General features: G+C 68.7%; 23 protein-coding genes. 13 read left to right on the plus strand and 10 right to left on the minus strand.

The genetic code is table 11. The annotated features are described in order from the left end of the window. Positions 1-241, plus strand: a 241-nt coding sequence (locus VI056_00025; GenBank protein HEY6201401.1) for a hypothetical protein, incomplete at its 5' end; no start/stop codon positions are given. Positions 242-320: 79 nt separating this feature from the next. Then, positions 321-1,202 (plus strand): adenylate/guanylate cyclase domain-containing protein, encoded by an 882-nt coding sequence (locus VI056_00030; GenBank protein ID HEY6201402.1) that lies wholly within the window; start codon positions 321-323, stop codon positions 1,200-1,202. Here the strand turns inward: VI056_00030 and VI056_00035 are convergent. From VI056_00035 to VI056_00045, 3 genes are read right to left on the minus strand one after another with little or no spacing between them, the layout of a single operon-like run. After that, a complete protein-coding gene (locus tag VI056_00035) occupies positions 1,165-1,986 on the minus strand; it encodes a carbohydrate ABC transporter permease (protein ID HEY6201403.1) in 822 nt (273 codons plus the stop codon). The two genes, VI056_00030 and VI056_00035, sit on opposite strands and share 38 nt — an antisense overlap. Then, positions 1,973-2,851 (minus strand): sugar ABC transporter permease, encoded by an 879-nt coding sequence (locus tag VI056_00040; protein ID HEY6201404.1) that lies wholly within the window; start codon positions 2,849-2,851, stop codon positions 1,973-1,975. Before VI056_00040 ends, VI056_00035 begins: the two co-directional genes overlap by 14 nt. Before the next feature lies 1 nt (position 2,852). Continuing rightward, positions 2,853-4,214 carry a twin-arginine translocation signal domain-containing protein gene (locus tag VI056_00045; protein HEY6201405.1) on the minus strand — a complete coding sequence of 454 codons (1,362 nt, stop codon included), beginning with the start codon at positions 4,212-4,214 and terminating at the stop codon, positions 2,853-2,855. Between the two features lie 45 nt (positions 4,215-4,259). On the opposite strand from VI056_00045, the gene VI056_00050 reads away from it, so the two are divergent. The 5 genes from VI056_00050 to VI056_00070 all read left to right on the plus strand — a co-directional run bounded on the left by VI056_00050 (position 4,260) and on the right by VI056_00070 (position 9,890). Continuing rightward, entirely contained in the window at positions 4,260-5,450 is a 1,191-nt protein-coding gene (locus tag VI056_00050) for a winged helix DNA-binding domain-containing protein (GenBank protein ID HEY6201406.1), read from the plus strand. A gap of 1 nt (position 5,451) precedes the next feature. Then, positions 5,452-5,727, plus strand: coding sequence for a DUF4342 domain-containing protein (locus VI056_00055; GenBank protein ID HEY6201407.1), 276 nt, complete (start codon positions 5,452-5,454; stop codon positions 5,725-5,727). A 30-nt stretch (positions 5,728-5,757) separates the two neighbouring features. Then, a complete protein-coding gene (locus tag VI056_00060) occupies positions 5,758-7,203 on the plus strand; it encodes a M81 family metallopeptidase (GenBank protein HEY6201408.1) in 1,446 nt (481 codons plus the stop codon). A gap of 92 nt (positions 7,204-7,295) precedes the next feature. Continuing rightward, complete coding sequence (locus VI056_00065) at positions 7,296-8,840, plus strand: hypothetical protein (GenBank protein ID HEY6201409.1); 1,545 nt, start codon at positions 7,296-7,298, stop codon at positions 8,838-8,840. A 9-nt stretch (positions 8,841-8,849) separates the two neighbouring features. Beyond that, positions 8,850-9,890, plus strand: coding sequence for a CAP domain-containing protein (locus VI056_00070; protein ID HEY6201410.1), 1,041 nt, complete (start codon positions 8,850-8,852; stop codon positions 9,888-9,890). A gap of 4 nt (positions 9,891-9,894) precedes the next feature. Here the strand turns inward: VI056_00070 and VI056_00075 are convergent, their stop codons facing one another. The 4 genes from VI056_00075 to VI056_00090 all read right to left on the minus strand — a co-directional run bounded on the left by VI056_00075 (position 9,895) and on the right by VI056_00090 (position 14,036). Continuing rightward, entirely contained in the window at positions 9,895-11,235 is a 1,341-nt protein-coding gene (locus VI056_00075) for a serine/threonine-protein kinase (GenBank protein HEY6201411.1), read from the minus strand. 105 nt (positions 11,236-11,340) lie between these two features. Continuing rightward, positions 11,341-11,922 carry an intradiol ring-cleavage dioxygenase gene (locus VI056_00080; protein ID HEY6201412.1) on the minus strand — a complete coding sequence of 194 codons (582 nt, stop codon included), beginning with the start codon at positions 11,920-11,922 and terminating at the stop codon, positions 11,341-11,343. A gap of 224 nt (positions 11,923-12,146) precedes the next feature. Beyond that, positions 12,147-12,863, minus strand: coding sequence for a YceI family protein (locus tag VI056_00085; protein HEY6201413.1), 717 nt, complete (start codon positions 12,861-12,863; stop codon positions 12,147-12,149). A gap of 81 nt (positions 12,864-12,944) precedes the next feature. Continuing rightward, a complete protein-coding gene (locus VI056_00090) occupies positions 12,945-14,036 on the minus strand; it encodes an aromatic ring-hydroxylating dioxygenase subunit alpha (GenBank protein ID HEY6201414.1) in 1,092 nt (363 codons plus the stop codon). 190 nt (positions 14,037-14,226) lie between these two features. Between VI056_00090 and VI056_00095 the strand changes: the two genes are divergently transcribed. After that, complete coding sequence (locus tag VI056_00095; protein ID HEY6201415.1) at positions 14,227-15,843, plus strand: 1,4-alpha-glucan branching protein domain-containing protein; 1,617 nt, start codon at positions 14,227-14,229, stop codon at positions 15,841-15,843. On the opposite strand, the gene VI056_00100 is transcribed toward VI056_00095, so the two are convergent. Next, on the minus strand, positions 15,840-16,688 hold the full coding sequence (locus VI056_00100; GenBank protein HEY6201416.1) for a 50S ribosomal protein L25: 849 nt from the start codon (positions 16,686-16,688) through the stop codon (positions 15,840-15,842). The two genes, VI056_00095 and VI056_00100, sit on opposite strands and share 4 nt — an antisense overlap. A gap of 41 nt (positions 16,689-16,729) precedes the next feature. Continuing rightward, entirely contained in the window at positions 16,730-17,047 is a 318-nt protein-coding gene (locus VI056_00105) for a hypothetical protein (GenBank protein HEY6201417.1), read from the minus strand. On the opposite strand from VI056_00105, the gene VI056_00110 reads away from it, so the two are divergent. Genes VI056_00110 through argS form a run of 5 tightly spaced genes read left to right on the plus strand, consistent with a single transcriptional unit; the run spans position 17,025 to position 23,797 of the window. Continuing rightward, positions 17,025-17,522, plus strand: a complete 498-nt coding sequence (locus VI056_00110; protein ID HEY6201418.1) for a hypothetical protein — start codon at positions 17,025-17,027, stop codon at positions 17,520-17,522. The two genes, VI056_00105 and VI056_00110, sit on opposite strands and share 23 nt — an antisense overlap. A 29-nt stretch (positions 17,523-17,551) precedes the next feature. Then, the gene (locus tag VI056_00115; GenBank protein ID HEY6201419.1) at positions 17,552-19,714 is read left to right on the plus strand and encodes an alpha-amylase/4-alpha-glucanotransferase domain-containing protein; all 2,163 of its coding nucleotides are present in this window, start codon (positions 17,552-17,554) and stop codon (positions 19,712-19,714) included. Positions 19,715-19,725: 11 nt separating this feature from the next. Continuing rightward, positions 19,726-20,889, plus strand: coding sequence for a trypsin-like peptidase domain-containing protein (locus VI056_00120; protein HEY6201420.1), 1,164 nt, complete (start codon positions 19,726-19,728; stop codon positions 20,887-20,889). Continuing rightward, a complete protein-coding gene (locus VI056_00125; protein HEY6201421.1) occupies positions 20,886-22,118 on the plus strand; it encodes an MFS transporter in 1,233 nt (410 codons plus the stop codon). Before VI056_00120 ends, VI056_00125 begins: the two co-directional genes overlap by 4 nt. Continuing rightward, positions 22,115-23,797: an arginine--tRNA ligase gene (argS, locus tag VI056_00130; protein ID HEY6201422.1), complete on the plus strand. Its 1,683-nt coding sequence runs from the start codon at positions 22,115-22,117 to the stop codon at positions 23,795-23,797. Before VI056_00125 ends, argS begins: the two co-directional genes overlap by 4 nt. Before the next feature lie 11 nt (positions 23,798-23,808). Here the strand turns inward: argS and VI056_00135 are convergent, their stop codons facing one another. Next, the gene (locus tag VI056_00135) at positions 23,809-24,363 is read right to left on the minus strand and encodes a hypothetical protein (GenBank protein HEY6201423.1); all 555 of its coding nucleotides are present in this window, start codon (positions 24,361-24,363) and stop codon (positions 23,809-23,811) included. Positions 24,364-24,371: the final 8 nt, after the last annotated feature.

Raw genomic sequence — 24,371 nt, forward strand, 5'->3', positions numbered from 1 at the left:
CGGAAGAGCTCGCGCCGAAGGAGGACGCGTGATCGATCTCTCGTTCGTGCTCGGACTCGCTCTTGGGACGATCGTCACGGGTTTCTGCGCGATCGGCTCCTTCGACCGCGGTCTCGATAGCGTGCGCCGCAGATCGTGGACCACCGAGCACGCCGCGCGGAAGCGCGCGGTCGTCGCATCTCGTGCCCATGACACCGCTCAGAAGAGCAGCGCCCAGAGACTCCACCGCACAGCGAGCTGATCCCCGGCGCGCACGCTCACCGGCGATGCCGAGCGAACGTCGCCGCCGATATCATTTCGTCTTCAGGGGGTCCAAACCATTGCCAGAACTCGCTGCCAGCGCGCGCGCCCGCCTCCCCGACAGTGCGTTCGCGTACGTCGACTCGCAGCGGCGCCGGCGGCTTCCGATCCACGACGCGTCGCACGTGCGGAACGCGCTCGCGCGATTCGACCAGACCAGGTTCGAGGACGATGTCGCGCGCGAGCGCGCTCGGCAACGGCTGCTCAGGGCCGCGAAGAAGTACGGCATCGTCCCGATCGGCTTCTTCCATGGGCAGCTGCGCAAGGAGCGGCAGCAGACCGAGATCAAGGCGCGCGCAAGGGATATCGCGAGCTTACCGCGCGGCACGGTGACGTTCCTGCTCACCGACATCGAGGGATCGACCGGTCTGCTTCGGCAACTCGGCGATGGGTACGCGGCGCTCCTGCGCGACGTGAGAGCGCTCATCCGCAAGAACGTGCGCGACGGCGGCGGACACGAGGTCGACGCACGTGCAGACGAATTCTTCGCCGTCTTCCGTCATCCGGTGCGTGCGCTCGACGCGGCTGTGGGCATACAGCGGTCGCTGCAGAAGCGCGACTGGCCCGACGGCGTCGAGGTCTGCGTGCGCATCGGCATCCATACCGGCCGCACGACGCTCACGGAGACCGGATACGTCGGCATCGCGGTCCATACCGCCGCACGCGTGTGCTCCGCGGGCCATGGTGGACAGATCCTGCTGTCGTCGGCGTCGCGCGATGCCGTCGAAGGGAGTCAGACCGCCGGCATCGTGCTGCGGACCCTGGGCAGCTACGCGCTCGCGGGCCTGCCGGAGCCCGAGACCTTGTTCCAACTGCACGCGGCCGGTCTTCGCGTGAAGTTCCCCAAGCTGCGCTCGACGGCGGTCAGCCCTTCACGCCCCCGACGCGGATCCCCTCGATGAAGTACCGCTGGAAGGCGAAGAACACGACGATCATCGGGATCGCGGCGACGGCCGCGCCGGTCATGAGCATGCCGAAGTCGGTGTTGAACTCCCCCTGCAGCGTCGCGAGCCCGACCTGGACCGGGTATTTCGCAGGATCGCGCAGGATGACGAGCGGGAAGATGAACGCGTTCCAGTAGCGATTGAAGGTGAAGATCGCCAGCACGGCGAGCGCCGGTTTGGACAGCGGCAGGATGATCCGCGTGTAGACCTGCCACTCGGACGCGCCGTCGAGGCGGGCTGCCTGCTCGAGGTCACCCGGCAGCGTCTGGATGAACTGCTTCATGAGGAACACGCCGAAGACATCCGCGAGCCCGGGCACGATGACGCCCGGATAGGTGTCGAGCAGCCCGATCGTTCGCAGGATGAAGAACACCGGAATGAGCGTGACCTGCGCGGGGACCGTGAGCGTGCTCACGACGAGCCAGAACATCACGTTCTTTCCCGGGAAGCGCCGCTTCGCGAATGCGTAGCCGGCCATGCTGTCGAACAGCAGGTGGAACGCCGTGATGACGCCCGCGATCACAACGGTGTTCACGAGCCAACGCACGATCGGCGTCGTCTCGAAGAGGCGCTGGTAATTGCTCAGCGTGAGCTCGCGCGGCACGATCTCCGGCGGGACCTTCACCACGTACTGGGACGGACTGAGCGACGTGAGGAAGAGCCAGTAGAGCGGGAACAACGAGAGAAGCCCGGCTGCGAGCAGGACGAGATGGACAGGGAGCTTGGTCCTAATACTCGACATCGGACCGTAGGGAGCGGAACTGCACGACGGCGACGGCGACGGCCATGATGAAGAGGACGACGGCCATCGCGCTCGCCAGGCCATAGCGGCCGAACTGGAACGCCGTGCTGTACACGAGCTGGACGATCGTGATCGTCGCGTTGTTCGGACCGCCCCCGTTGGTCATCACGTACACGCGCTCGAAGACCTGGAACGCGAGGATCGTGTAGACGACGAGCAGGTAGAGCGTGGTCGGCTTCAGCAGCGGTACGGTGATGTACCACCACTTCGTGAGCGGGCCGGCGCCTTCGACCTCGGCTGCCTCATAGAGCTCTCTTGGGAGCGCGCCCATCGCCGCCGAGTAGAGGACGACGCCACCGCCGGGGATCGTGAGCACCGCGCTCAGGATCACCGCGGCCAGTGCCTGGTCCGAGCTGCCGATCCATCGGAAGGGCTCGATCCCGAGTACCCCTAGGACGGTGTTCGCGAGACCGTACGGGTTCGGATTGAAGATCCAACGCCACACCATCGCGACGAGGATCGCGGAGTTCACCAGCGGGAGATAGAAGAGGGCGCGATAGAAGGTCTGGCTCTTGCGGCCGAGCGGCTGGATGAGGCTCGCGACGACGAGCGCGAGCGTCAGTTGCGCGGCAACGACGACGAGCGAGTACAGGACCGTGTTGCCGAGCGCCTGGCGGAACACCGGATCCTCGGCGAGCGTGACGAAGTTCGCCATCCCGACCCACTCGCTGCTCGCGATGCGCGCGCTCTGCAGCGACAGCGCGAACGCCTGCACGACGGGCAGGAGCGTGAAGACAACGAACAGCGCGAAGGTCGGCAGGACGAAGAGATACGACCAACCGTGACGCCGCAGCGCGGCGCCCACGCTATTTGTTCGCTTCGTCCAGCAGCTTCTGCGCGTTCGGCGCGACTTCGTCCAGCGCCTGCTTCGCCGTCTTCTTTCCCTCGAGGGCCGCGTCGCGCGCCGGACGCAGGTACTTCTGGTCGATCTCCGCCCAGGTGCTCACGTTCGGCAACACGTAGGTGAACGAGCCCATCTTCGCGACTTTCGCCTTCGCGGGGTGGTACTCGCCGTAGATCCCGGCCGCGCTCGTGCGCGCGGCGGGCGCGAGCCAGTATTCGACCGGCGGGCTCATCTTGTTCAGGTCCGGACCGATGTCGGGACCGGTGAGGTACTTCGCGAACTGGTGCGCCGCAGCCTTCTTCTCGGCATCCGCCTGCTCGCGCACGGCGATGAAGCCGACGCCACCCCACGCGGTCTGCGCGGTCTTGCCCTTCGGGAAGTTCGCGATCTCCCAGTTCGTACCGTACTTCCACTTCGGGTCCGCGTTGAGCACGTTGATCATCGCGCTCGGTCGCTGGAGGATCCCGATCTCGCCGCTGATGAAGCGCGCCTGTGAGTCGTTGGGGTTGAGCGTGAGGAAGTCGGGCGGCATGACCTTCTCTTTCGCGAGCGCGATCCACCGCTCGAGCCCGCTCACGGCCTCCGCGCTGTTGAACGTCCACGTCTTGACGTCCCTGTCATACAGGCGGCCTCCGTCGATGAGCATGAACGCGAACTCGTCGTTCGCGTGCGCGAAGCCGTAGATCTGCTTCCCGTCGGCTCGTTTGAAGGTGAGCTTCTTGGCCGCGTCCAGGAACTGCTCGTAGGTCCAGGTGCCGTCCGTCGGCGGAGTGACACCGCGCTCCTTGAAGAGGTCGAGGTTGATGTACTCGAACCACGGCACGATCCAGAGTGGATACGCCACGACCTTGCCCTTGTACGTCGTCGCGGTGAGCGCGCTCACATTGAAGTCGCTCCGTTCGGCCGAGGTGAGCGGCGGCTCGGACAGCTGGCCCGCGGCCGCGTATTTGAGGACGTCGCCGCCGGTCGTGTGGAAGACATCTGGGCCGGCCTTCTGCTGGAGGATCGCGAGGTCGAACTTCTGGTCCGTCTCGGGACCGAACGGCCCGCCCTGGATCGAGATCGTGAAGTTCGGGTTACGTACGCGGAAACCCTTCACCGCGCCGTCCGATGTCACGGTCTCGGCGTTCTGCGTTCCCGGGGTGTAGTTCCGGCGCCACCACTCGATGCTCACCGGCTTCGCCGCCGCTGCGGTCGGTGCCCCGGTCGCCACCGGGTTTGCCGCCTGAGGTGGCGGAGAACCGCACGCGGTGGCGACGCCGACCGCCGCAAGCGCTTGGAGGAACCGCCTGCGATCCATCTTCGGTCCGGCTTCGCGCTCCATCCTTGCTCCCTCCATGCGGATCTCGGGCTCGACTATACCTGCGCGGTGGTCCTCAGTCGGCGCGCACTGAATCGCGCCCTCCTCGAACGGCAGTTCCTACTTGCTCGGTCCAAGATCTCCGCGAAGGACGCCATCGAGTGGCTCGTCGGCATGCAGGCGCAGGTGCCTCTGGACCCATACATAGGACTGTGGACCCGGCTCGAGGGCTTTCGTACCGATGAGCTCGCGAAGCTGATCACCGACCGGCGAGCGGTGCGCATCGGACTGATGCGCGGCACCGTTCATCTCGTTACCGCGCGCGACGCGCTCGCGATCCGGCCCGTCGTGCAGCCGGTCTACGAGCGCATGTTCGTGAGCGCGAGAGACGACGTTGGCGCCCCGACCTTCACGAGCCGGCTCGCCGGTCTCGACTTGGAGGCGGTGCTCGCTCTGGGCCGGAATCTCGTGGATGAGACCCCGCGCAGCGCCGCGGAGCTTCGTCCGCTCCTGAAGAAGCGCTGGCCGGAGCGGGACGCCGACGCGCTCGCCGCGGCCGTGCACTTTCACCTGCCGCTCGTGCAGGTGCCGCCACGTGGTGTCTGGGGCGCGAGTGCTCAGCCGCGACACGCGTTGCTGCAGACGTGGCTCGGCCGCGATGTGGCCGGCGACGCTTCTCCCGACAAGCTGATGCAGCGGTACCTGCGCGCCTTCGGCCCAGCGACCGTCGCCGACGCCAGGACCTGGTCGCGCCTCACTGGGCTGCGCGAGGTCTTCGAACGGCTCCGGTCGAGCCTGCGCGCGTTCCGCGACGAGAGAGGACGCGAGCTCTTCGATGTGCCGGATGGTCCGCTGCCGGATCCCGACACGCCCGCGCCGCCGCGCTTCCTGCCGGAGTACGACAACGTCTTCCTCTCGCACGACGACCGCTCCCGCATCGTCCGTGATGACGTCCGCTGGTCGCAGAGGTCGGTGATGGAGGGTCGGTTCGGGACCGTGCTCATCAACGGATTCATCGGAGCGACATGGAAGATGAGCCGCGAGAAGGGCGACGCGCGGCTGCTCGTCGCGCCCGTCGTCCCGGTGGCGAAGCGCGACCTGGCCGCCGTGGCTGAGGAGGGCGCGCGACTGCTGGCGTTCACAGACCCCGACGCCAATTCGCGGGACGTGAGTGTCGCGCAGGCGACGAAATCCGCGCCGGGCTCGCGCCGTACTCCGAGTAAGACCACAATTTCGCGGAGGGCCAAGAAGGGGGACTGAGATGCCAACGACAAAGGAATCGCTGTTCGAGACGTTCCACATCGACGAGGAGGGCGTTGACCGGGTCATCGAGCGGATCAAGGCGCTGATCGAGGAGGGAAACGCCCGCCGCCTGCTGGTCAAGACCCGCGACGGTGTGACGCTCATCGAAGTCCCGCTGACCCTCGGTGTCGTGGGCGCGCTGCTGCTGCCGGTCTGGGCGGCCATAGCCGCGATCGCCGCGATCGTGACCGACGCGGTCGTCACGGTGGAGAAGCGAACGGACGACAAGGCCTAGACGCGATCGCGCGCTAGCGTTCTGTCTCGCATGACGCGGCAGCGCATCGCGATCGGCGGGATGCACATCGAGTCGAGCGCGTTCTCGCCGCATCGCAGCGGCGCGGCGGACTTCACCGTCCTGCGCGGCGCCGAGCTGCTCGCGCGTTACGACGACCTTCCCGCTCAGGTCGAGTGGCTGCCGCTCGTGCACGCGCGCGCGCTGCCGGGCGGCGCGGTCGTGCGCGACTTCTACGAATCGGTGAAGAGCGAGCTCCTGGGCGGCCTGCGTGCCGCGCTTCCACTCGATGGGGTATTTCTCGACATCCACGGTGCGATGAGCGTGGTCGGCATGACCGACGCGGAGGGGGATCTTGCGACGGCCGTCCGCGAGGTCCTGGGCCGCGGGGCGCTGCTCTCGGCGGCGATGGATCCGCACGGCAACATGTCGCGTCGCCTGGCGTCCGCGCTCGACCTCGCGACCTCGCATCGCATGTCGCCGCACGAGGACGCGCCGCTCACCCGCCGTCGCGCCGTCGCGAATCTCGTCGCTTGCCTCGACCGAGGTATCCGTCCGCGCAAGGCCTGGGTCCGCGTGCCCGTGCTGCTCCCGGGTGAGAAGGCGAGCACCAGGGACGAGCCCGCGCGTTCCATTTACGGCGCGCTTGCCGCGATCGAGCGGCTCGCCGGCATCATCGATGCGGCCGTGTGGATCGGCTACGCGTGGGCCGATGAACCGCGGTGCAGCGCGGCCGTCCTGGTGACCGGGACGGACGAGGACGCGATCGCACGTGAGGCGCGCGGTCTGGCCGAGCGGTACTGGAACGCGCGCGCGGAGTTCGCGTTCAGCACCGCCGCTGGCGACGCGGACTGGTGCATCGCGACCGGTCTTGCGAGTCGCGCTCGTCCTTTCTTCATCAGCGACTCTGGGGACAATCCGACTGCGGGTGGCGCGGGCGATGTCGCCTTCATGCTCGAGCGCCTCATCGCGCAACCCGCGCTCGCTTCCGGCCGAGCGACGGCGATCTGGGCGAGCGTCGTCGATCCGACCGCGGTCGCGCGGTGCGTCGACGCGGGCGAAGGTGCGACCGTCGATCTGCGGGTGGGCGGCGCGTTCGGATCGACACAGGGCGCGGGCACAGCGCTGCGTGGGGATGTGCTGCGGATCGCGTTCGGCGACCCCATCGGCGGCGACATCGCGGTCGTCGCGACCGGCGGCGTGCGCGCGGTCCTGACCAGCCGCCGGAAGCCATTCCACTTCATCCGCGACTTCACCGAGCTCGGTCTCGATCCGGCAACGCACGACCTCACCGTCGTGAAGATCGGCTATCTCGTGCCCGATCTGTACGACGCTGCGAAGGGCTGGGTCCTAGGACTCACGCCGGGCGGCGTCGATCAGGACATCGTCCGGCTCGGCCACCGCGGGCTCGACCGCCCGATCTATCCGCTCGACCCCCAGATGCCCGCCCCCGACCTCGCGCCGGTCATCCTGCACTAGCGCCGTTACAGAAAGGGACCAGTCCGCTCTCGCCATGGGCTGTTCGGGCTATCCCCGATGACAAAGCAGCCCGGTGGCGTTAGTCCGTGCGAGTGAACAGCACCGAAACCACGCCCGCGCCCGCCGACGGCGGCCGCCAGGTCGGCCAGGTCCTCGCCGGCCGCTATCGCCTCGCGATGTTCAAAGGCGGCGATGACCTCGCCGACCTGTGGCACGCGCTCGACGACTCCAGCGAGAAGGTCGTGACCCTCGAGATCCTGCGCGATCGGAGCAACGAGCCCGCCCGGCAGCGTTTCCTCGCCGAGGCTCGCCGCATGGCCGCGATCGAGCGTCCCTCGGTGATGCGCGTCGCGTCGATCCACGACGGAGCGACGGACACGTTCATCGTGTTCGACCACCTGATCCCACTGCCCGTCGTCATGACCGAGCTTTCAGCGATCGCGAAGGACGTGAAGCCCGCGACGAAGGCCGCGGACGAGAGGACGACCGTGCTCGGTGCGATGGCGGGACCGACGCGTCCACCCGTTGCGCCGGAGCCCGTCGCAACACTGCAAGCCGCCATCGATGCGATCGAAGCGGTGGACGAGACACCAGCTTCCAATTTCGAGACCGCAGCGCCCGGGACGCCGGCTGCGTCTGCGTCGACCACCGGGCCAACGCAATCGGCGTCGGCCGTGTCCGGCGCGCTCGCCACGGCCAAGTCCGACGTCGCGGCTGTCGTGGCCGAAGTTCGCGCGCTGCTTCCGCAGGGCATCGACACGTCCGCCCTGACATCGTTCATCACGCGCGCCTCGGCGCGCATGCGTCGCGTCGCGGGAGCGGCATCGAGCGTGCGCGGCCCATCATCGAGTCCCGCGAGCGCGCCGCCTCGCGCCGCCGATGTGAAGGGCGATGCTCGTCAGACGGCTGGCACAGGCGCAGCGCAGTCGGTCGCCTCGCTCGGAACGCGCGTCGCATCGAGCGCGGCGCCCTTCATCGCGCGCGCTGCATCGAATGCGGCTCCGCTGATCGCCCGTGTCGCATCGAGCGCCGGTCCGCTGATGGCGCGTGCAGCGTCGAACGCGGGTCCGCTCGTCGCGCGGGCCGCGTCGGGCACAGGTCCGCTCATCGCGCGCATCTCGCGCGTCCACCCGGTCATCCTCGCAATCCCGATCGGTCTGCTCCTCCTTGGTATCTTCGTGCTGTCACCGCTCGACGATGCGATCGTCGAAGTCCTTCGGGGGGCGCCGTCGCCATCCGCGACGGGTGTCCCGCGCCCGGCTCTCGCTCCCGCCCCATTCACGGTGCCGCCGCTCAGCGCGTATGGCGCCGCGTTCGAATCGCAGGGCCCCTATCCGACGACGACTCCGAACGGCACCGTCGAGTGGGTCGTCGCGCTTCGCAACACGGGCTCGGCGGGTTGGTATCGCGGCATCGAGGGCGCGCAGGCCGCACTCGCGCTGCCCAACGGCGCTGGCGTCGCCGTCCAGACGACGGAATACGTCGCGCCTGGCCAGGTGGGCTGGTTCGTCGTGAAGTTCCGCGCTCGCGCGGAGCTGGGTACGTACAACGTGCAGCTCCTGCCGCGCATCGACGGCCGCGGGCCGCTGCAGGACCTCGGCATCTACACCGTCGTCACGGTCTCACAGAACCCGTAGCGTCGCGTCGTGCGACGCGTCCGGACCGCCGTCACGCTCCTCCCTTACGCGCTCGTCGTGCTCCTTGCGGTCGGTCTCGCGATCGCCGGCCGCCTCTCGACTCCGGATGCGGTGAGAGTCGCGTCGTCGACGCCGACGGCGGCCGTCGCGTCGCCGACCGCTGCCGTCGCCTCGCCAACCGCGAGCGTGGTCTCATCGGAAATCGCGACTCCCGCCGCAGCGTCCGCGAGTCCGTCGGCGACCGCGTCGGCTAGCCCGAGTGCGAGCCAAACCGCGAGCCCGACGACGTCGTCGCTCGCCAACGACGCGAGCGAGATGCTGCGCGTGCACAATGCGCTTCGCGCCGCGGTCGGCGCGCCCGCGGTGCGCGCAGACGACCGTGTGACTGCCGCGGCGCAGCGCCATGCGGAGTACCTCGCTCGGAACGACGCGCTCGGTCACGACGAGGTCCCCGGTGCGCCGGGCTTCAGCGGCGTGTTCGTGCGCGATCGGCTCGCGGCGCAGGGGTACAGCGACGCGAACGCCAGCGAGGTCGCGACCTCGTTCACCTCCGGCACCGACGGCGTCCGCTCGCTCTGGGTCCTCCCATATCACCGGCTCGGCCTCATGCATCCGGAGGCGGTCGTCGCTGGATGGGGCCATGCGGAGATCAGTGGGCGTTCCATAACCGTGGGCGTGATCGTGTACGACTTCGCTGCGCCCGCGCCCGACCGCGTGCGCGCTCCGGCACCGGACCAGCGCGTCGCCGGCGCGTACTCCGGCGAGGAGATCCCCGACGTATTGCCCGCGGGCGCCTCGCGACCGGTCGGCTATCCGATCATGGTCGTGTATTCGAGCGCGCGCGCCGTCGATCTGCGCAGCGCGCGCCTCGTACAGGTCGGCGGGCCGGACTTCGCGTACCACGTCGTGCCGCAGCTCTACGAACGCGATTACGTCGCGGTCATACCCGCGGCGCCGCTCACTCCTGGCGCGCGCTACCGGGTGCGCCTCGAGCTGACGGTCGCGGGTGCGGATGTCGTTGAGGAATGGGAGTTCCAGGCCGAGCGCTAGGCGACTATCTGACGGTCACCACCGCGTAGATGCCGAGATCCGGGAGCGGACCGCGGCCGTTGATCGCGGGGCGCAGGCGGATCGTGTGCGGACCAAGCTCGCTCGGCGCGCGGAAGTGCGCGACGAACCAGCCCGTCTGACCGGGCCCGACGTACTGCGTCGATTGCACGGCGACGACGGTGCCGTCGTCGAGGATGAGCGAGGCCTGAGCGCCGTCCACTCCGCGATACCAGCCGGCGGAGCCTGTGTTGCGGAGCGCGAGCGTCCATTCGACCGTGCTGTTCGGCGACGCGTTCGGATAGGGTGCCTGCGACTCGAACGTCGCGCCATACGCGCCGAGCGGCGGCACGTCGAACGCGGGGCGAACGAGAGCAGGCATCGTGCCGGCGTTGGTCGCGTCGGCAGCGGGATGCGTCTGCTGGAGCAACACGCCGGCGACGATGAGCGTTGCCGCAGCGACACGGAAGGAAAGCTCCGGGCGAGCCTTCGCGAACGCGACAGCGCGGCGTGCCCCGCCACGTGAGAGCAGGCTCGACACGGCGGCGCGCCCGCGACGCGTCACGCGACCCAGGACCGCGAGCTCTTCATCGATGACGACCGCGAGCGCGACGCCGTACACGAACGTGCGCGGACGGCCGTAGCGGCGCGTGGGATCCGGCTCGAGACCGCGACGCAGCACGCTCGCGACGCGCGGCGACGGATGCGCACCGAGCAGCTCCTTCGCGATCGCCGCGAGCCCGTAGACGTCGCTCGCGCGGGACGCTGCGCCGCCCGCGGTCACCTCGGGAGACGCGAAGCCGGGCGTGCCGCGCACGACCTCGGGCGGATGACCGATCGGTTCGGCGATGCCGAAGTCGAGCAGCCGCGGTCGTCCGTCGGCCGCGATGAGGACGTTCGCGGGCTTGAGGTCGAGGTGCACGAAGCCGTGCGAGTGGAACGCCTCGACCGCGTCGGCGATCTGGATCAGCAGGAGCGCGATCTTGCGCGGCGGGAGCGCGGGGCCGGTCCGTGCGATCTGGTCGAGCGGCTCGCCCTCGACATGCTCGAACGCGATGAGCGTGTCGCCCAGCGCCTCGTGGATGCCGAGGACCGGGACGATCGACGGATGGTCCAGCGTTTCGAGACGGCGCGCCTCGGCCAGGAAGTGGCGCCGCGCGTCCGAGTCCTTCGGGTCGCGGAGGATCTTCACCGTGACGGGGCGGTCACGCGACTCGTCGTAGGCGCGCCAGACGTCCGCCGTGCCACCGGTGCCGATGTGAGCGGCGAGGCGGTAGCGCCCGGCGACGACCGCGCCGATATCACGACCGGACGGGGAAAGGATCTCGGTGACGTCTGACCGCCTCATCGAAGTGATTAACGGGCCGGTCAGTCGCACGCTGCGTTTCGGACTAACGGGGCAGTACTTGTTTATCGCAGGGGGAGAACCCCCTGCAACCCCCCTGCTACCGCCCTAGCTCGCGAGACCGATGTCGAACGTCGCGGCGTAGGCGTCGCCGTTCTTCGTGACGTTCAGGGTCAGCTTGCCGCCGCTCTGCTGGAAGATGCCGTCGGCGGCGTTCCGCGTGACGCCCTGCGTTCCCTTCTGCGAGTACGGCGTCTGCGCGAACACCTGCGTGTTCAGCGCGTCGTCGAAGAAGAGCTGCGAAGTGAACTCGCTCGAAGACGTCGGACGGATCTTGAAGTGGATGTGCACGGCCCGGCCCTGGTACCAGCCGGGATAGACCGTGGTGAACTTCGCGCTGCCCGATGCGTCGGTGGTCCGGTAACCGCGCAGGAACTTCTGCCCTCGCGCGTTGTCCACATCGGAGTACACGCCGAGCGCGTCGCAGTGCCAGACATCGACGACTGCGCCGCTGAGCGCGGTGCACGCGCTGCCGCTGACCCGCGAGACGAGGAAGTTGAGCGTGAGTAGGGCGCCGGGTCTCACCGAGCCGGTCCCGGGATCCGAACGGATGTCAGAGCGGTTCAGCTTCTCGTCGACGAAGTACGGACCTTCAGTGAGTGCGGGACGCACGATGCATGAAGGCAGCACCGTGGTCGCCGCCGCAGATGCCGCGGCTGCCGCCGTCGCCCCGGCGCTCGTCTGCTGCGCCGCGGCCGTCGGCGATGCCGACGTGAGCGCACCCGGAGCGCACGCCGCGAGGAGCGCGACGCTCGATCCACCCAGGAGCGCGAGGACCTCTCTGCGGCTCAGGATGCGGCCGACCTGCGCGTCGTCGTTGTCGATCGCGTGCTGCTCTTTCAGTTCTCTCTGACCTAGACCTTCACCGTCGCAACGAGGTCGACGACAACGCGGATCTCGTCGACGACGCTGACGACGCGGAACGGGACGGAGGGTGCGGACATCCCGAAGTCGCCGAACTTCCAGGTCGGCGCCGCTGTCGCCGTGGCTGTGAGGTCGTTCCCACTGCGCTTGGCCACCACGTCGAACGTCACTTCTTTCGTTTTGCCGTGGATCGTGATCTGACCCGTGAGCTTGAAGGTGAACTCACCGCTCGCCGGCATCGGGAGCACCAGGCCGCTCGTCTTCGTCGGAACGAACTCCGCCTTCGGGAACTGACGGACCTGCAGCGTGTCCATCTTCACGAAGTTGTCGCGGTCGCGCTGATCGCTCGCGAGCGTTGTGAGATCGAACGTGATCTTCGAGTCGGACGAGAACGTGCCGTCGTCTTTGAGGACGAACGTCCCGGTCGCGCCTGTCGCAACGAGCACCGCATCTGATGGGAGGTTCACGCCCACCAGCTGCTCGCGCACGCGCACCGTCGCCCTCGAGGTGTCACTGATGGTCCAGGTCCCGGTCGTGACAGTGCTCACGCTCGTTGCGGTCGCTGTCGGCGTGGGTGTCGCGGTGGCCGCGACGGCCGTTGGCGCAGGGCTCGCGCTCGGCGCGACGGCTGCTCCACCGCACGCGGCGAGCAGGAGGCTCGCGGTCGCGAGCGGCATGGCAATGCGGGACATGTACCCTGAGCTCATCGTTTCCTCCGCGGTGTGTTCGTCCGACCTTACACGCCGGAAGGCCGCTCGGGGCTAAGTATTCGCTAAGAACGCACCGCGTTATGCGCGCATGAATTCAGCAAGCAGGCGATGGAAATGATGCACACCGCCTTCGCGGGCGGGCGAGTATCGGCCGCGATCGTATAGTCGTGAGCGGACGCCGCGCTGGACGGCCTCGACGATCGCCTCGTCTTCGCGCTCCACCCGATCGAGCCCACCGCCCGCGCCCTGTTCGCGCTTGCTCGCGTCCCACACGAACGGGAGGAACGACACGCGCGTCCGATCCACGGCGAGCGGGGCCACGACATTCACCGAGACGCCCCACGGGTACACGTTGAACATCGTCGTCGGGAACAGCCAGTAGTAATACGCGCCGATGGCCTTGCCGGCGTCGGTGTGCGAGCGCGGCGCGCCCAGCGCGCTCTCGCCGGACTTCGCGATCGCGACCTGCAACACGGCGAAGCGCTCGAGCTCGACCGCATAGGCGCCGTAGTCGATGACCGCGGCGAGGCTGTTGTGCACGTACGGGATGTGGAAGCCCTCGAGGTAGTTGTCGATGTACAGCGCCCAGTTCGCGTTCACGACGTAGTCGCGCGTACCGGCCTCATCGAACACGAGTTGGTCGAACGGGAGGTGGCCGATGCGGCCTCGCATCGGCGCCACGACGTCTTCGAACGTCATCGCGGGCGCGAGGGACACCATCAGAAAGCGCTGCCAAGTCCCGAGCGCGACGTGCGGCAGGTCGTCACTCGCCGAAGGAAAGTCCGCCGTCCCTTCGAACTCGGGCATGGAGTGGAAGCGGCCGTCGAGCGTGAAGCGCCGGCCGTGATAGCGGCAGCGCAGTTGCTGCTGGTGGCCCGCTCCGTCGACGACGAGCGTGCCGCGATGCGTGCACACGTTCGACAGCGCATGCACCTGGTCCTGCGCGTCGCGCGTGAGGAGCAGCGGCTCATCGAGCGCACCGGGCAGCAGCGTGAACGGAAAGACCTGTCCGGCCACCTTCACGACATCGTCGTTCGCGGCGTATTGCCATGTGCGAGCGAACACACGCTCACGCTGAGCGCGAAAAAGTGCGTGATCTGAGTAGACACGGGCCGGGAGTGTCTTCGCGACGCGGATGTCGGGATCGATGTCGAAGTTCGCGCCACTCACGCCGCGATGCTAGCGACGAAGGCGTTACGCGCGCAGCGCGGGGTGGCGCTGCGTCTTGACGAGGAGGACGAGCGCGACGAGCGCGAGCGCCGCTGGCGCGAAGGTCGGCGCTGGCTGCATGAAATCCGCCTAAGACGTGCGAATGCACCGCCTGCGAGCCTAAGCCAAGAGCGAGAGCCACAATGGGAACGTGACCGAAGCGTTCGCCCTCGTTCTCCATTCACATCTGCCGTACGCGCGTGGCGCCGGCCGCTGGCCGCATGGCGAGGAGTGGGTGCACGAGGCGATCCTCGGCACGTACCTGCCGCTGCTCGGCCTGCTCCATGACCTGCGCGACGACGACGTCCCGTACCAGATCACGATCGGGCTCACACCAACGCTCATCGAGCAGCTCGCTGACCATGACATCGACGCGCGTTTCATCGAGTACTGCGACGATCAGATCCATCGCGCCGACACCGACGTTCAGCGCTTCGTCGGGGACGGCAACACGGAGCGCGGTGCGATCGCGCGCTTCTATGCGTCGCTCTATCGCGCGCATCGCGACGCCTACGTCCGTCGCTTCGGCCGCGATCTCGTCGCGGCCTTCGCCTCCCTCGCGCGGAGCGGGCATATCGAGATCCTCACGTCGGGCGCGACGCACGGGTACCTACCGCTCCTCGATCAGGCGTCGGTGCATGCGCAGCTCGCCGTCGGAGCGCGCACGACGCGTCGTCTCCTCGGCGTCGAGCCACGCGGGATCTGGCTACCCGAGTGCGCATACGCACCGGGGCTCGAGGACATCCTCGAGTCGCACGGCCTCACGCACTTCTTCACCGACGCCGCGCTGCTCGGCGGGAAGCGCCTGGTCACCGAGGGTCACGCGTTCCAGCGCGAGCGCAGCGGCGGCGCGCTCGACGTGCCGCTCATCGCGGCGGCCGACGACACGCTGCGCCCGTACCTCGTGCGCGAGTCGAACGTCGTCGCGATCGCGCGCCACGACAAGGTCTCAGGACAGGTGTGGTCGGCGACGATGGGCTACCCCGGCGAGCCCGCATATCGCGAGTTCCATCGCAAGGACGACCGGAGCGGGCTCCGCTATTGGCGCGTCACGGATCAGAGCACGGGCCTCGGTGCGAAGGAGCCGTATTCGCCGGGCACCGCGGCGGAGCGGGTGCGCGGGCACGCGGTCCACTTCGTCGGTCTCGTGCGCGACACGCTCGCGCGCCACCGGGCGGAGCGCGGCACCGATGCGTTGCTCACGGTCACATTCGACAGTGAGCTCTTCGGACACTGGTGGTTCGAGGGTGTCGACTGGCTAGGACACGTTCTGCGCGAGCTTGCGTCGGGCGGGCCGGCGCCGCTCAGCGTCGCTGAGTACCTGCGGCGCAGGCCGGCGACCGAGCACATCGAACTCGTCGAAGGCTCGTGGGGAAAGAACAACGACCACTCCACCTGGGCGAACGAGCGCACCGCATGGATGTGGAGCGAGCTCGCCCGCATGGCGCGGGAGATCCACGAGCTGCGCGCATCGCGACCGTCCGATCCGCTGCGCGCGCGCGCCGCGCGTCAAGCCGCGCGCGAGCTGTTGCTCGCGCAGTCCAGTGACTGGCCGTTCCTCGTGACGACGGGACAGGCCGCGGACTACGCGGTGGAACGTTTCCGGAGTCACTCGCTTCGCTTCCGCAGGTCGATGGAGCTCGCGCGCAGCGGAACGAGCGCGGACGAGATCGAGCTGCGGAGCCTCGAGCGAGCGGACAATCCGTTCCCGGACGCGAGCCCCGACGACTTCTCGCCGGTGCGAGGCGCGCTGACCGCGCGGGTCTAGCCCTTCTTCGGGCCCTCGCCCTTCGGCGCAGGCGCGCCCGGCTTGCCGGCGGGCCCGCCTGGTTTGCCCGCGGGAGCGCCCGGTTTCGCGGGTGCGGCGCCGGGCTTCGCGGGTGCGGCGCCGGCCTTCGCACCCGCGGGGGCTCCTGGCTTTCCGGCCGCTGCGCCCGGGACTGCGGCACCGGCGGCAGCAGGCGCGGCACCTTCGGCCGGTGCCTCTGCACCTTCGGCTGCGACCTCGCCCTCGACGGGAGCGGCAACTGCAGCGACCGGCTCGGCCTCGATGCGCACCGGGACGGCCTTGACGACGAGCTCGTCCGGGTCGTCGATGATGCGGACCGTCGTCTTGTCGAACACAAGATCGCGAACGTACAGCGCATCGTCGATCTCGATGAGCGGCGAGAGATCGACGTCGATGGAGTGCGGGATGTCCTGCGGGAACGCTTCGACGGTGATGTGGTCGCGGGCGTGGACGAGCACCGCGCCGAGCGTCTTCACCGCGGGCGACTCATGCACGAAATGCAAGGGCACCTCGGCGTGGGTCTTCTCGGTGAGACTCACGCGCTGGAAGTCGACGTGGAGGAGGCGGCCGGTCATGGTGTCGCGCGCGACGCCGTGGATCAGGGCTGGGATCGCGTCGCCGTCGAGGCCTTCGAGCGAGAGCAGGGTGGTGTTGCCCCAACGGCGGTAGGAGCGTTCAAAGGAGCGAAGGTCGGTCTGGACCGAGGTCGAGTCCTTGCGCCCGCCGAAGACGACGCCCGGCAGCACGCCGTCACGGCGGAGCTGGGCGACCTTCTTGCCCACCACCTGGCGGGGTCGGACAGCGAGCTTTTCGGCTTCAGCCAAGACGGAACTCCCCTACGAAAGCGTGCGAAGTCCTAAGTATCTCAGGGCGGCGTCGGGAAATCCAAGACGAGCCGCACCGGTCCGCTCAGCGCCAGCAGGGTCGGGCACTGGAGCCTCGACAGCCCGATGCCCCAGACCATCACGCGCTCGAAGTCCTCGACGAGGCGTACCTCTTTGACCAGCGGCGTCGTCGTCGGCTTGAGTGAGGTCGCGCCCGTGTACGTACGCGTGCCGTCGCTTGGACTGACGGTCGACGCGTTCTGGAAACGGACCCCGAACAGGGCACTGCCGTCGATCGGCACCGGTTGCCCGCTCGGCCCGGAGAGAGACGTCGCGATGGCGACCCGGTACGGCGGCATCCCGTACACACCGGGCGCCGTGCTCGGTCCGAACTCGAAGACGACCCGGTCGAAGCCGGGGTTATGGGCGATCCGGATCGCGGTGAGCTGGGCCTGGTTCGCCGTCGCCCCGCCCGTCCGCTCCGGGCAGGCCGTCGCGGGCGTGCTCCCCGGGCTCGCGGCGGAGGTCGGACTCGGTGCCGCGGCCGTCGGCGCCGCTGTCCGGGAGACTGTCGGCGACGCGGTCCTGGTGGCGGTGGGAGCGGCCGTGGGCGGCGCGGCTGTCACTATGCTGGCGCTCGGGCTGGTCCGGGGCAGGACGACCCGCTCCGGACTACAAGCGCTCACCACGAGCGCCGCAGTGACCATCAAGAGCGCGCTGCATGACAGGAGACGGCCTCTCAAGGCATCGATCGTGACGCATGGAGAGTGCTCTGTCGAGTTCGCTGACAAACTGGCGAGCCCTTCGTACGCAGACCGTACGAAACGGGCGTAAACAAGGGTTCTACGCTAAAATGCCTCTAATTGGCCGACCGGCTGCGCGTGGCGCTGGTTTTCCACCAGCACCAACCCGCGGGGAACTTCCCGTCAGTCTTCTCAGAGGTGACCGAGCGCGCGTATGCGCCGCTCGTGGCCGCCCTATACCGCCATCCCGAAGTCAAGGCGAGCCTCCACTTCTCCGGACCGCTGCTGGACTGGCTCGAGGCCAACCGGCCCGACGTCATCGGCGACCTCTCCGACCTTGTCCGGCGTGGCCAGATCGAGCTGCTGTCTGGCGGCTATTACGAGCCCGTGCTCGTCGGAGTGCCGCGACGGGACGGCGTGGGCCAGATCCGCGCGCTCACCGACCGGGTCCACGCGATCTTCGGTCAGCGGCCGCTTGGCGCCTGGCTGACCGAGCGCGTCTGGGAGCCGCATCTTCCGTCGCTCCTGGCTGAGGCGGGCATCGCGTACACCGTGCTCGACGACGAGCACTTCCTCCGCGCCGGACTCAGGAAGGAAGAAACGGGCGAGTCGTACATCACCGAGGACCAGGGTCTTCCGGTCATCGTGTTCCCCGGCAGCATGAAGCTGCGCTACCTCATCCCCTTCCGCGACGTGAGCGCGACGATCAAGGAGCTACGCGAGCGGCACGCCGCGGGCGCGCGCCTGGTCGTGTACGCGGACGACGGCGAGAAGTTCGGTGCGTGGCCGGGCACGTACCAGCGCGTCCACAAGGACGGCTGGCTCGAGCAGTTCTTCACCGCACTCGCGCAGGCGGATTTCATCCAGACCGCGACGCTCGAGGACGCGTGGATCTTCCAGAAGCCGGCGCGCCGCATCTACATCCCCGGTGGCGCGTATCCGGAGATGAGCGCATGGGCCCTCGACGCCGCCGCCGCACGCCGCCTTCAGCAGGCGCGACACAAGCTCGGCGAGGATCTCGAGTCGCTGGTGACCGCGCCGCTCTGGCGCAATTTCTTCGCGAAGTACCCCGAGTCGAACGCGCTCCACAAGCGGATGCTCATCGTGTCCGAGGAGCTCGCGCGGCGCAGCATCCTCGATTCGTCGATGGAAGTACGTCAGGCGCAGCAGAATCTGTGGCGCGCCCAAGGCAACGACGTGTACTGGCACGGCGTGTTCGGCGGCATCTACTTCCCGCACCTGCGCTCCGATGCGTACGCGTCGCTGCTCAAAGCGGAGCGGATCCTGTCGGAGCGGCGCGTCGCGGCCGGCGAGTCGCGCGACTACGACGTCGACGGCTACGACGAGTACATCTTCCGCGGCAACGCCGGCGCGGTGTTCGTGCACGTGCAGGGCGGCGCGGTGATCGAGTGGGACATCTACGCGTCGGCGACGAATCTCGTCGACACGCTCGCGCGCCGTCCGGAGGGCGAGCACGACGAGCTTCGGCGGGCCGAGAAGGCCGGCAAGGTCCTGGTCGGCAAGGCCGCCGAGAAGGAAACGAAGTCGATCCACGACGCGGTGCGCGCGAAAGAGCGCGGTCTCTCGAAGATGCTCGAATACGATCCGGCGCGCCGCGCTCTCTTCCAGGACAGCTACACCCCTCGCAAAGGCGAGGAGGTGAACCTTCACGCGGCCTATTACGCCCTCACGCCGCAGCGCGAGGCGCGCACCGTCAGCCTCACGCTCGAGCCGCCGGCGCGGACGCTCGCGGCGACGCCCGGTCTCGGGATCCGCAAGGACATCCGCATCGCGGACGAGGGACTCGCGGCCGGCGTGCGCTACCGGCTCCGCAACGACAGCGACGAGACGATCGAGCTGGCGTTCACGAGCGCATCGAACATCGGGCTCCTCGGCGAGAACGAGGCCGCCGACATCATCACCGTCGGTACGCGCAAGACGACGGCGGGAAAGCCGATCGAGGTGCGCAATGTCGCCGAAGTCCAGATCCACTCCGAGTCCAAGCATTTCGATCTCACGCTCGCGATCGATCCACCGGCGCTGGTGAGCACGGAGCCGATCTACGCCGTGACCAACTCTGAGTCCGGCTTCGAGCGCATCTATCAACAGCTCCAGATCGCGATGACCTGGAACGTCGCGATCGAGCCGGACAGTCATGTCGACCTCGAGATCCGCGGTACCGCGCTCGGCCAGATGGTCGAACCGGAGGCCGTGCGACCCACGGCGCGCCGCCGCAAGGCGACCACGCCCGCGGGCGAAACCCCGGCCCGTCCCCGGAGGTAGACCCTCCGCCGATGTACGAGCCCGCGCCGCCCATCACGCCCCTCAGCGCTCCACCACCACCACCACCACGTGCGTCCGGCCCGAGTGGCGCCGCGCTGCTGCTCATCGGCGTGATCCTCGGCGGCGTCGCGGGCGGGGCGACCGCGACGTTGTTGGACGGCCGCACACCAGACGAGCTGGTGCCCACGCCGGTCCCCACCGCGCTCGCGACGACGGCACCGGTAAGCGTCCCCGCCGGCGTCGACCCGCTTGTTGAGGTCGCAAAGGAGATGCTGCCCTCTGTCGTGACGGTCGTGAACCGCAACGCGTCGGGACAGCAGCAGTCGAGCGGCTCTGGTTTCGTCGTCGACGCTCGCGGTTACGTCGTCACGAACAATCACGTCGTGGAGAACGTGCGAGGCGGCGGCGCGGGCGCGTCGTTCGACGTGATCTTCAGCGACAACAGGACGCAGAAGGCGACCCTTGTCGGCCGCGATCCCGACACCGACATCGCCGTCTTGCAGATCCCCGCGACGGGGACGCTCAAGGTCGCGCAGCTCGCGAACAGCGACAGCGTCCCGGTCGGCGCGACGGTGATCGCCATCGGCAGTCCGCTCGGTGAATTCCAGAACACCGTCACCAGCGGTGTCGTATCCGGTAAGGGCCGGCGCGTGCAGGAATCGCAAACCGTCTTCCTCGATGACCTGATCCAGACCGATGCCGCGATCAACCCGGGGAACTCGGGCGGGCCGCTCATCTGGGCGGCGACACGCCAGGTCGTCGGCATGAATACGCTCATCGCGGATCCGAATCAGGCGCAGGGCCTCGGCTTCGCGATCTCCGCGAACACGATCCGCACCGTGGCCGACGAGCTCATCAAGAACGGCAAGATCGAGCGTGGCTTCATCGGGATCCAGTACTCACCGCTCTCGCCGCGCGCCGCGGTGGCGCTCGGACTTCCGCCCGCCGCGGGCATATCGATCTCAGCGGTCGTGCCCGGTTCGCCCGCGGCGCAGGCCGGCATCAAGGCCGGCGACGTGGTCACCAAGCTCAATGACCAGCAGGTCGACCAGGAGCATCCGCTGCAATCGCTCATGGTGAAGTTCCGTCCGGGCGACAAGGTGCGGCTGGCGATCATCCGCGACAGCGCGACACAGACCCTCGAAGTGACACTGGGCCGAGCGACCGCCGGGTGACGCTCGGAAGGCGCGATGCCTTCCTCTATCTCGCGGCCGCGACGCTCGGCAGCTTCGGTCTCGGCGTTGCGGCGTTCTACCTGAACTTCCTCTACCGCTCGCTCGGATACAACGGCGTCGCGCTCGGCGCGCTGGTCGGTGCCTCCGCGCTCGGCGTGGTGATCGGGGCGATACCCGCCGCGACCGTCGCGCGCGGTCGCTCGCGGCGCACCGTGATCCTCAGCGGCGGCGTCCTTGCGGGCGCGGGCCTGGCGGGTCTGGTCCTGTTCGAGGCGTTCATTCCGCTCTTCCTTGCCGCGGTGCTGTTCGGTCTCGGCGGCATCCTCGCGTCGTCATCGGGCGCGGCGCTCCTCGCTGACGCGACCGCGGCCGGCGCGCGGTCGTCGCGCTTCGGGCAGCAGATCGCGCTCGGAACGATGGCCGCGTTCTTCGCGAGCGCGCTCGCGGGCATCCTCGCCTCGCCGGTCGCGGCGCTCCTCCACGCCGATCCCAACGACACGGTCGTGTTGCGCGCCCTCGTCGGGGGTGGAGGCATGTGCGCCGCCCTTTCCGCGATCCCCGTGCTCTTCATCGGGAACGTTCCGGTCGCCGGCGCGACGCTGGACGCGCCGCACCGGTATGGCCTCCTGGCGCGGTTCCTCACGGTCGAGTTCGTGTTCGGTCTCGGCGCGGGAAGCTTCCTGCCGTTCTCGAACCTGTTCTTCGCGGAGCGCTTCGGTGTGCCGTTCGCGGCGCTCGGCATCGTCCTCGGCGTCATCGCGGTCGCGGGAAGCCTCGGCGCGCTCGCCCATGGGCGGTTCCTCGCGCGGCGGTTCGGCGCCGTTCCCTCCGTGGTCCTCGTCGTGCTCGGCTCGCTCCCGTTCGCGATCGTCGCGGCGTTCACGACGGATCTCCCCATCGTGGTCGCGGCGCTCGCGCTGCGCGCGTGGCTCATGTACGGGTCGAGCGCGACCTGGAACGCGGTGATCTTCTCGTCGTTCACGCCGCGCGAGCGAGCGGGTGTGAACGCGATCGCCGCACTTGCGTGGAACGCCGGCTCCGGATCGGGCGCGGTGATCTCGGGAGCGCTGCGTGACGCCGTCGGACCGGGCGGGTACACGGTGAACCTGCTGACCCTGGTGGTCTTCTATGCCGCCGCCGCCGCACTGATCCTCGTGTTCTTCCGGCAGCACGTCCCGAGCGGCGACGTTGGCGCCATCGCTATGCCTGCCCCAGACTCACGCGCGTGACCACTCCCGCACGCGACCTCGTGGCCGCCGCATTTTCGGACGCGCTTGGGCGTGCCGCGCGACAGCACGGCTGGCAGGGCACCGAGGGCGTTCCGATCGATGTCGAAGTGCCGGCGAACGTCGAGCATGGCGACTACGCAACGAGCATCCCGATGCGTCTGGCCAAGACGCTGCGGCGGCCACCGCGTGAGATCGCGAACGCGATCAAGGACCAGCTGGATCTCCGCCCGCCACTCGCCGCGGCCGAGGTCGCGGGCGGAGGCTTCGTGAACGTGCGTCTCGACGTCGCGTGGCTGCGCGGGCAGGTCGACGCGATCATCGCCGACGGTGCCGACTACGGCCGCTCGCAGGCGCTGCGCGGGAAGCGCATCCAGGTCGAGTTCGTGTCCGCGAACCCCACCGGTCCGCTCACGCTCGCGAACGCGCGTGGCGGACCGCTCGGCGATGTGCTCGCGTCGGTGCTGCAGTTCTCCGGCGCGAGTGTTCAGCGCGAGTACTACGTCGAGGACGGTGGCGGGCAGGTCGAGCGCTTCGGCATCTCGGTGGCCGTGCGTTACCGGCAGCTGTTCGGGGAGGACACCCCGCTACCCGCCGATGCGTATCAGGGGGACTACGTCAAGGACATCGCCGCACAGATCAAGGACCAGCACGGCGACGTCTACCGCGCGCTCTCGCTCGAGGAGCAGGGACGCGTGTTCGGACCGATGGCGATCGACTGGGTCGTCACCGATGCGCAGCGCGTGACGGCGAAGTTCGGGATCACCTACGACACGTGGTTCCGCCAGTCCTCGTTCATCCAATCGGGCTATCTCAGCAAGACGATCGACGAGCTGCGCAAGCTCGGCGTGATCGTCGAGCGCGAGGGCGTCGTGTTCTTCGAGACGCCCGAGGCGGTCGCGCTCCGGCGCGAAGGGGAGGAGGGCTGGGTCCTCGTCCGCGCGAACGGGGAGCCCACATACCTCGGCACCGACATCGCCTATCACCGCCAGTGCCTCGAAGAGCGCGGCGTCGGGCTGAAGCTCAACATCTGGGGCGCGAACACGCAGTACCACCTGCAGCAGATGAAGATCGCTCTGCCGGTGCTCGGCATCGCACCCGAACGGTTCGAGGTCGTGCTCTACCAGTTCGTGCGCTTCCTCCACGAAGGCGTGCTTGTGCGGATGGGCCGTCGCACCGGACAGTTCCTCCTCCTCGAGGATGTGCTCGAAGCGGTGGGCAGGGACGCGGCGCGCTTTCTCTTATTGCAGCGCGGCGCCGACAGCCAGCTCGACTTCGACTTCGAGCTCGCGGTGCAGCAGTCGAACGACAACCCCGTCTACTACGTGCAGTACGCGCACGCGCGGATCGCGAGCATCTTCCGCACCGCTGCGGAGCGTGGCATCACGCCAGAGGACGCCGACCTGTCCGCGCTCACGACGCCGGGCGAGCTTGCGCTCATCAAGCTGTGTCTGCGCTTCCCCGAGCTCCTCGCCGACATCGTGGGCCACCGCGGCGTGCACCTACTGACCGGCTACGCGCTCGAGCTCGCCGGCGCATTCCATGGGTTCTATCGCGATCACCGGGTCGTGAGCGACGACGCCGCGGTGTCGAAGGCGCGCCTTCGTCTCGTTCGCGCGGTGCAGGTAACGCTGCGCCAGACGCTCGGCCTGCTCGGAGTCAGCGCCCCCGAGACGATGTGACGCTTTGGCGGTTACGGTCGGGCGGTCGGGCTCGGACTCGGACTCGCGCCGCGACCAGCTCCGCCGGGTCCACCCTGGCCGCCGAAGAGACCCTGCAGCGCGTTGCCGCCGGCGACGATCGCGGTCGCCGAAACGTTCCCGCTGGCGTCGGTCGTGCCGACGATCGTGACCTGGTCGTTCGCCTTGAGATCCGTGAGCTTGATATCGCTCTCGACCGTCTTCACGATCCGCGTCGAGCTCCCGACGAGCACGATCTGCGATGTCACCGTCGGTGATGCGCCCTGCGCGCCCGGCTGCCGCACCTCGATCGTGATCGACCCGTCGTTCACCGAGAGGATCCGTCCGGCCATCGCCTGACCGCCGAACGCTCCCGATGCGCCCGCCGCGCCGCCTTGGCCGAGACGCCCGGTGATCCCCGCGCCCCCGCGACCGGCGGCGCCGGTCGGCGACGCCGACGCGCTCGCTTCGGCGCCGCTGCCACGACCAACGGTCATGCCCGCGGCGAATCCGCCGCCCGCGAGCGCGAGCGCGATGACGACGCCGATGACGATCTGTGCTGGTTTCATGTCTGTGC

The organism is Candidatus Limnocylindria bacterium (genome assembly GCA_036523395.1).
Taxonomy (GTDB): domain Bacteria; phylum Chloroflexota; class Limnocylindria; order P2-11E; family P2-11E; genus CF-39.

What these genes read in the sequence shown, in the direction of transcription:
- VI056_00035 (HEY6201403.1), bottom strand. Translation starts at nt 1,986, where the DNA reads ATGTCGAGTATTAGGACCAAGCTCCCTGTCCATCTCGTCCTGCTCGCA.
- VI056_00045 (HEY6201405.1), bottom strand. Translation starts at nt 4,214, where the DNA reads ATGGAGCGCGAAGCCGGACCGAAGATGGATCGCAGGCGGTTCCTCCAA.
- VI056_00055 (HEY6201407.1), top strand. Translation starts at nt 5,452, where the DNA reads ATGCCAACGACAAAGGAATCGCTGTTCGAGACGTTCCACATCGACGAG.
- VI056_00060 (HEY6201408.1), top strand. Translation starts at nt 5,758, where the DNA reads ATGACGCGGCAGCGCATCGCGATCGGCGGGATGCACATCGAGTCGAGC.
- VI056_00075 (HEY6201411.1), bottom strand. Translation starts at nt 11,235, where the DNA reads ATGAGGCGGTCAGACGTCACCGAGATCCTTTCCCCGTCCGGTCGTGAT.
- VI056_00085 (HEY6201413.1), bottom strand. Translation starts at nt 12,863, where the DNA reads ATGAGCTCAGGGTACATGTCCCGCATTGCCATGCCGCTCGCGACCGCG.
- VI056_00110 (HEY6201418.1), top strand. Translation starts at nt 17,025, where the DNA reads ATGGCGACCCGGTACGGCGGCATCCCGTACACACCGGGCGCCGTGCTC.
- VI056_00105 (HEY6201417.1), bottom strand. Translation starts at nt 17,047, where the DNA reads ATGCCGCCGTACCGGGTCGCCATCGCGACGTCTCTCTCCGGGCCGAGC.
- VI056_00120 (HEY6201420.1), top strand. Translation starts at nt 19,726, where the DNA reads ATGTACGAGCCCGCGCCGCCCATCACGCCCCTCAGCGCTCCACCACCA.
- VI056_00135 (HEY6201423.1), bottom strand. Translation starts at nt 24,363, where the DNA reads ATGAAACCAGCACAGATCGTCATCGGCGTCGTCATCGCGCTCGCGCTC.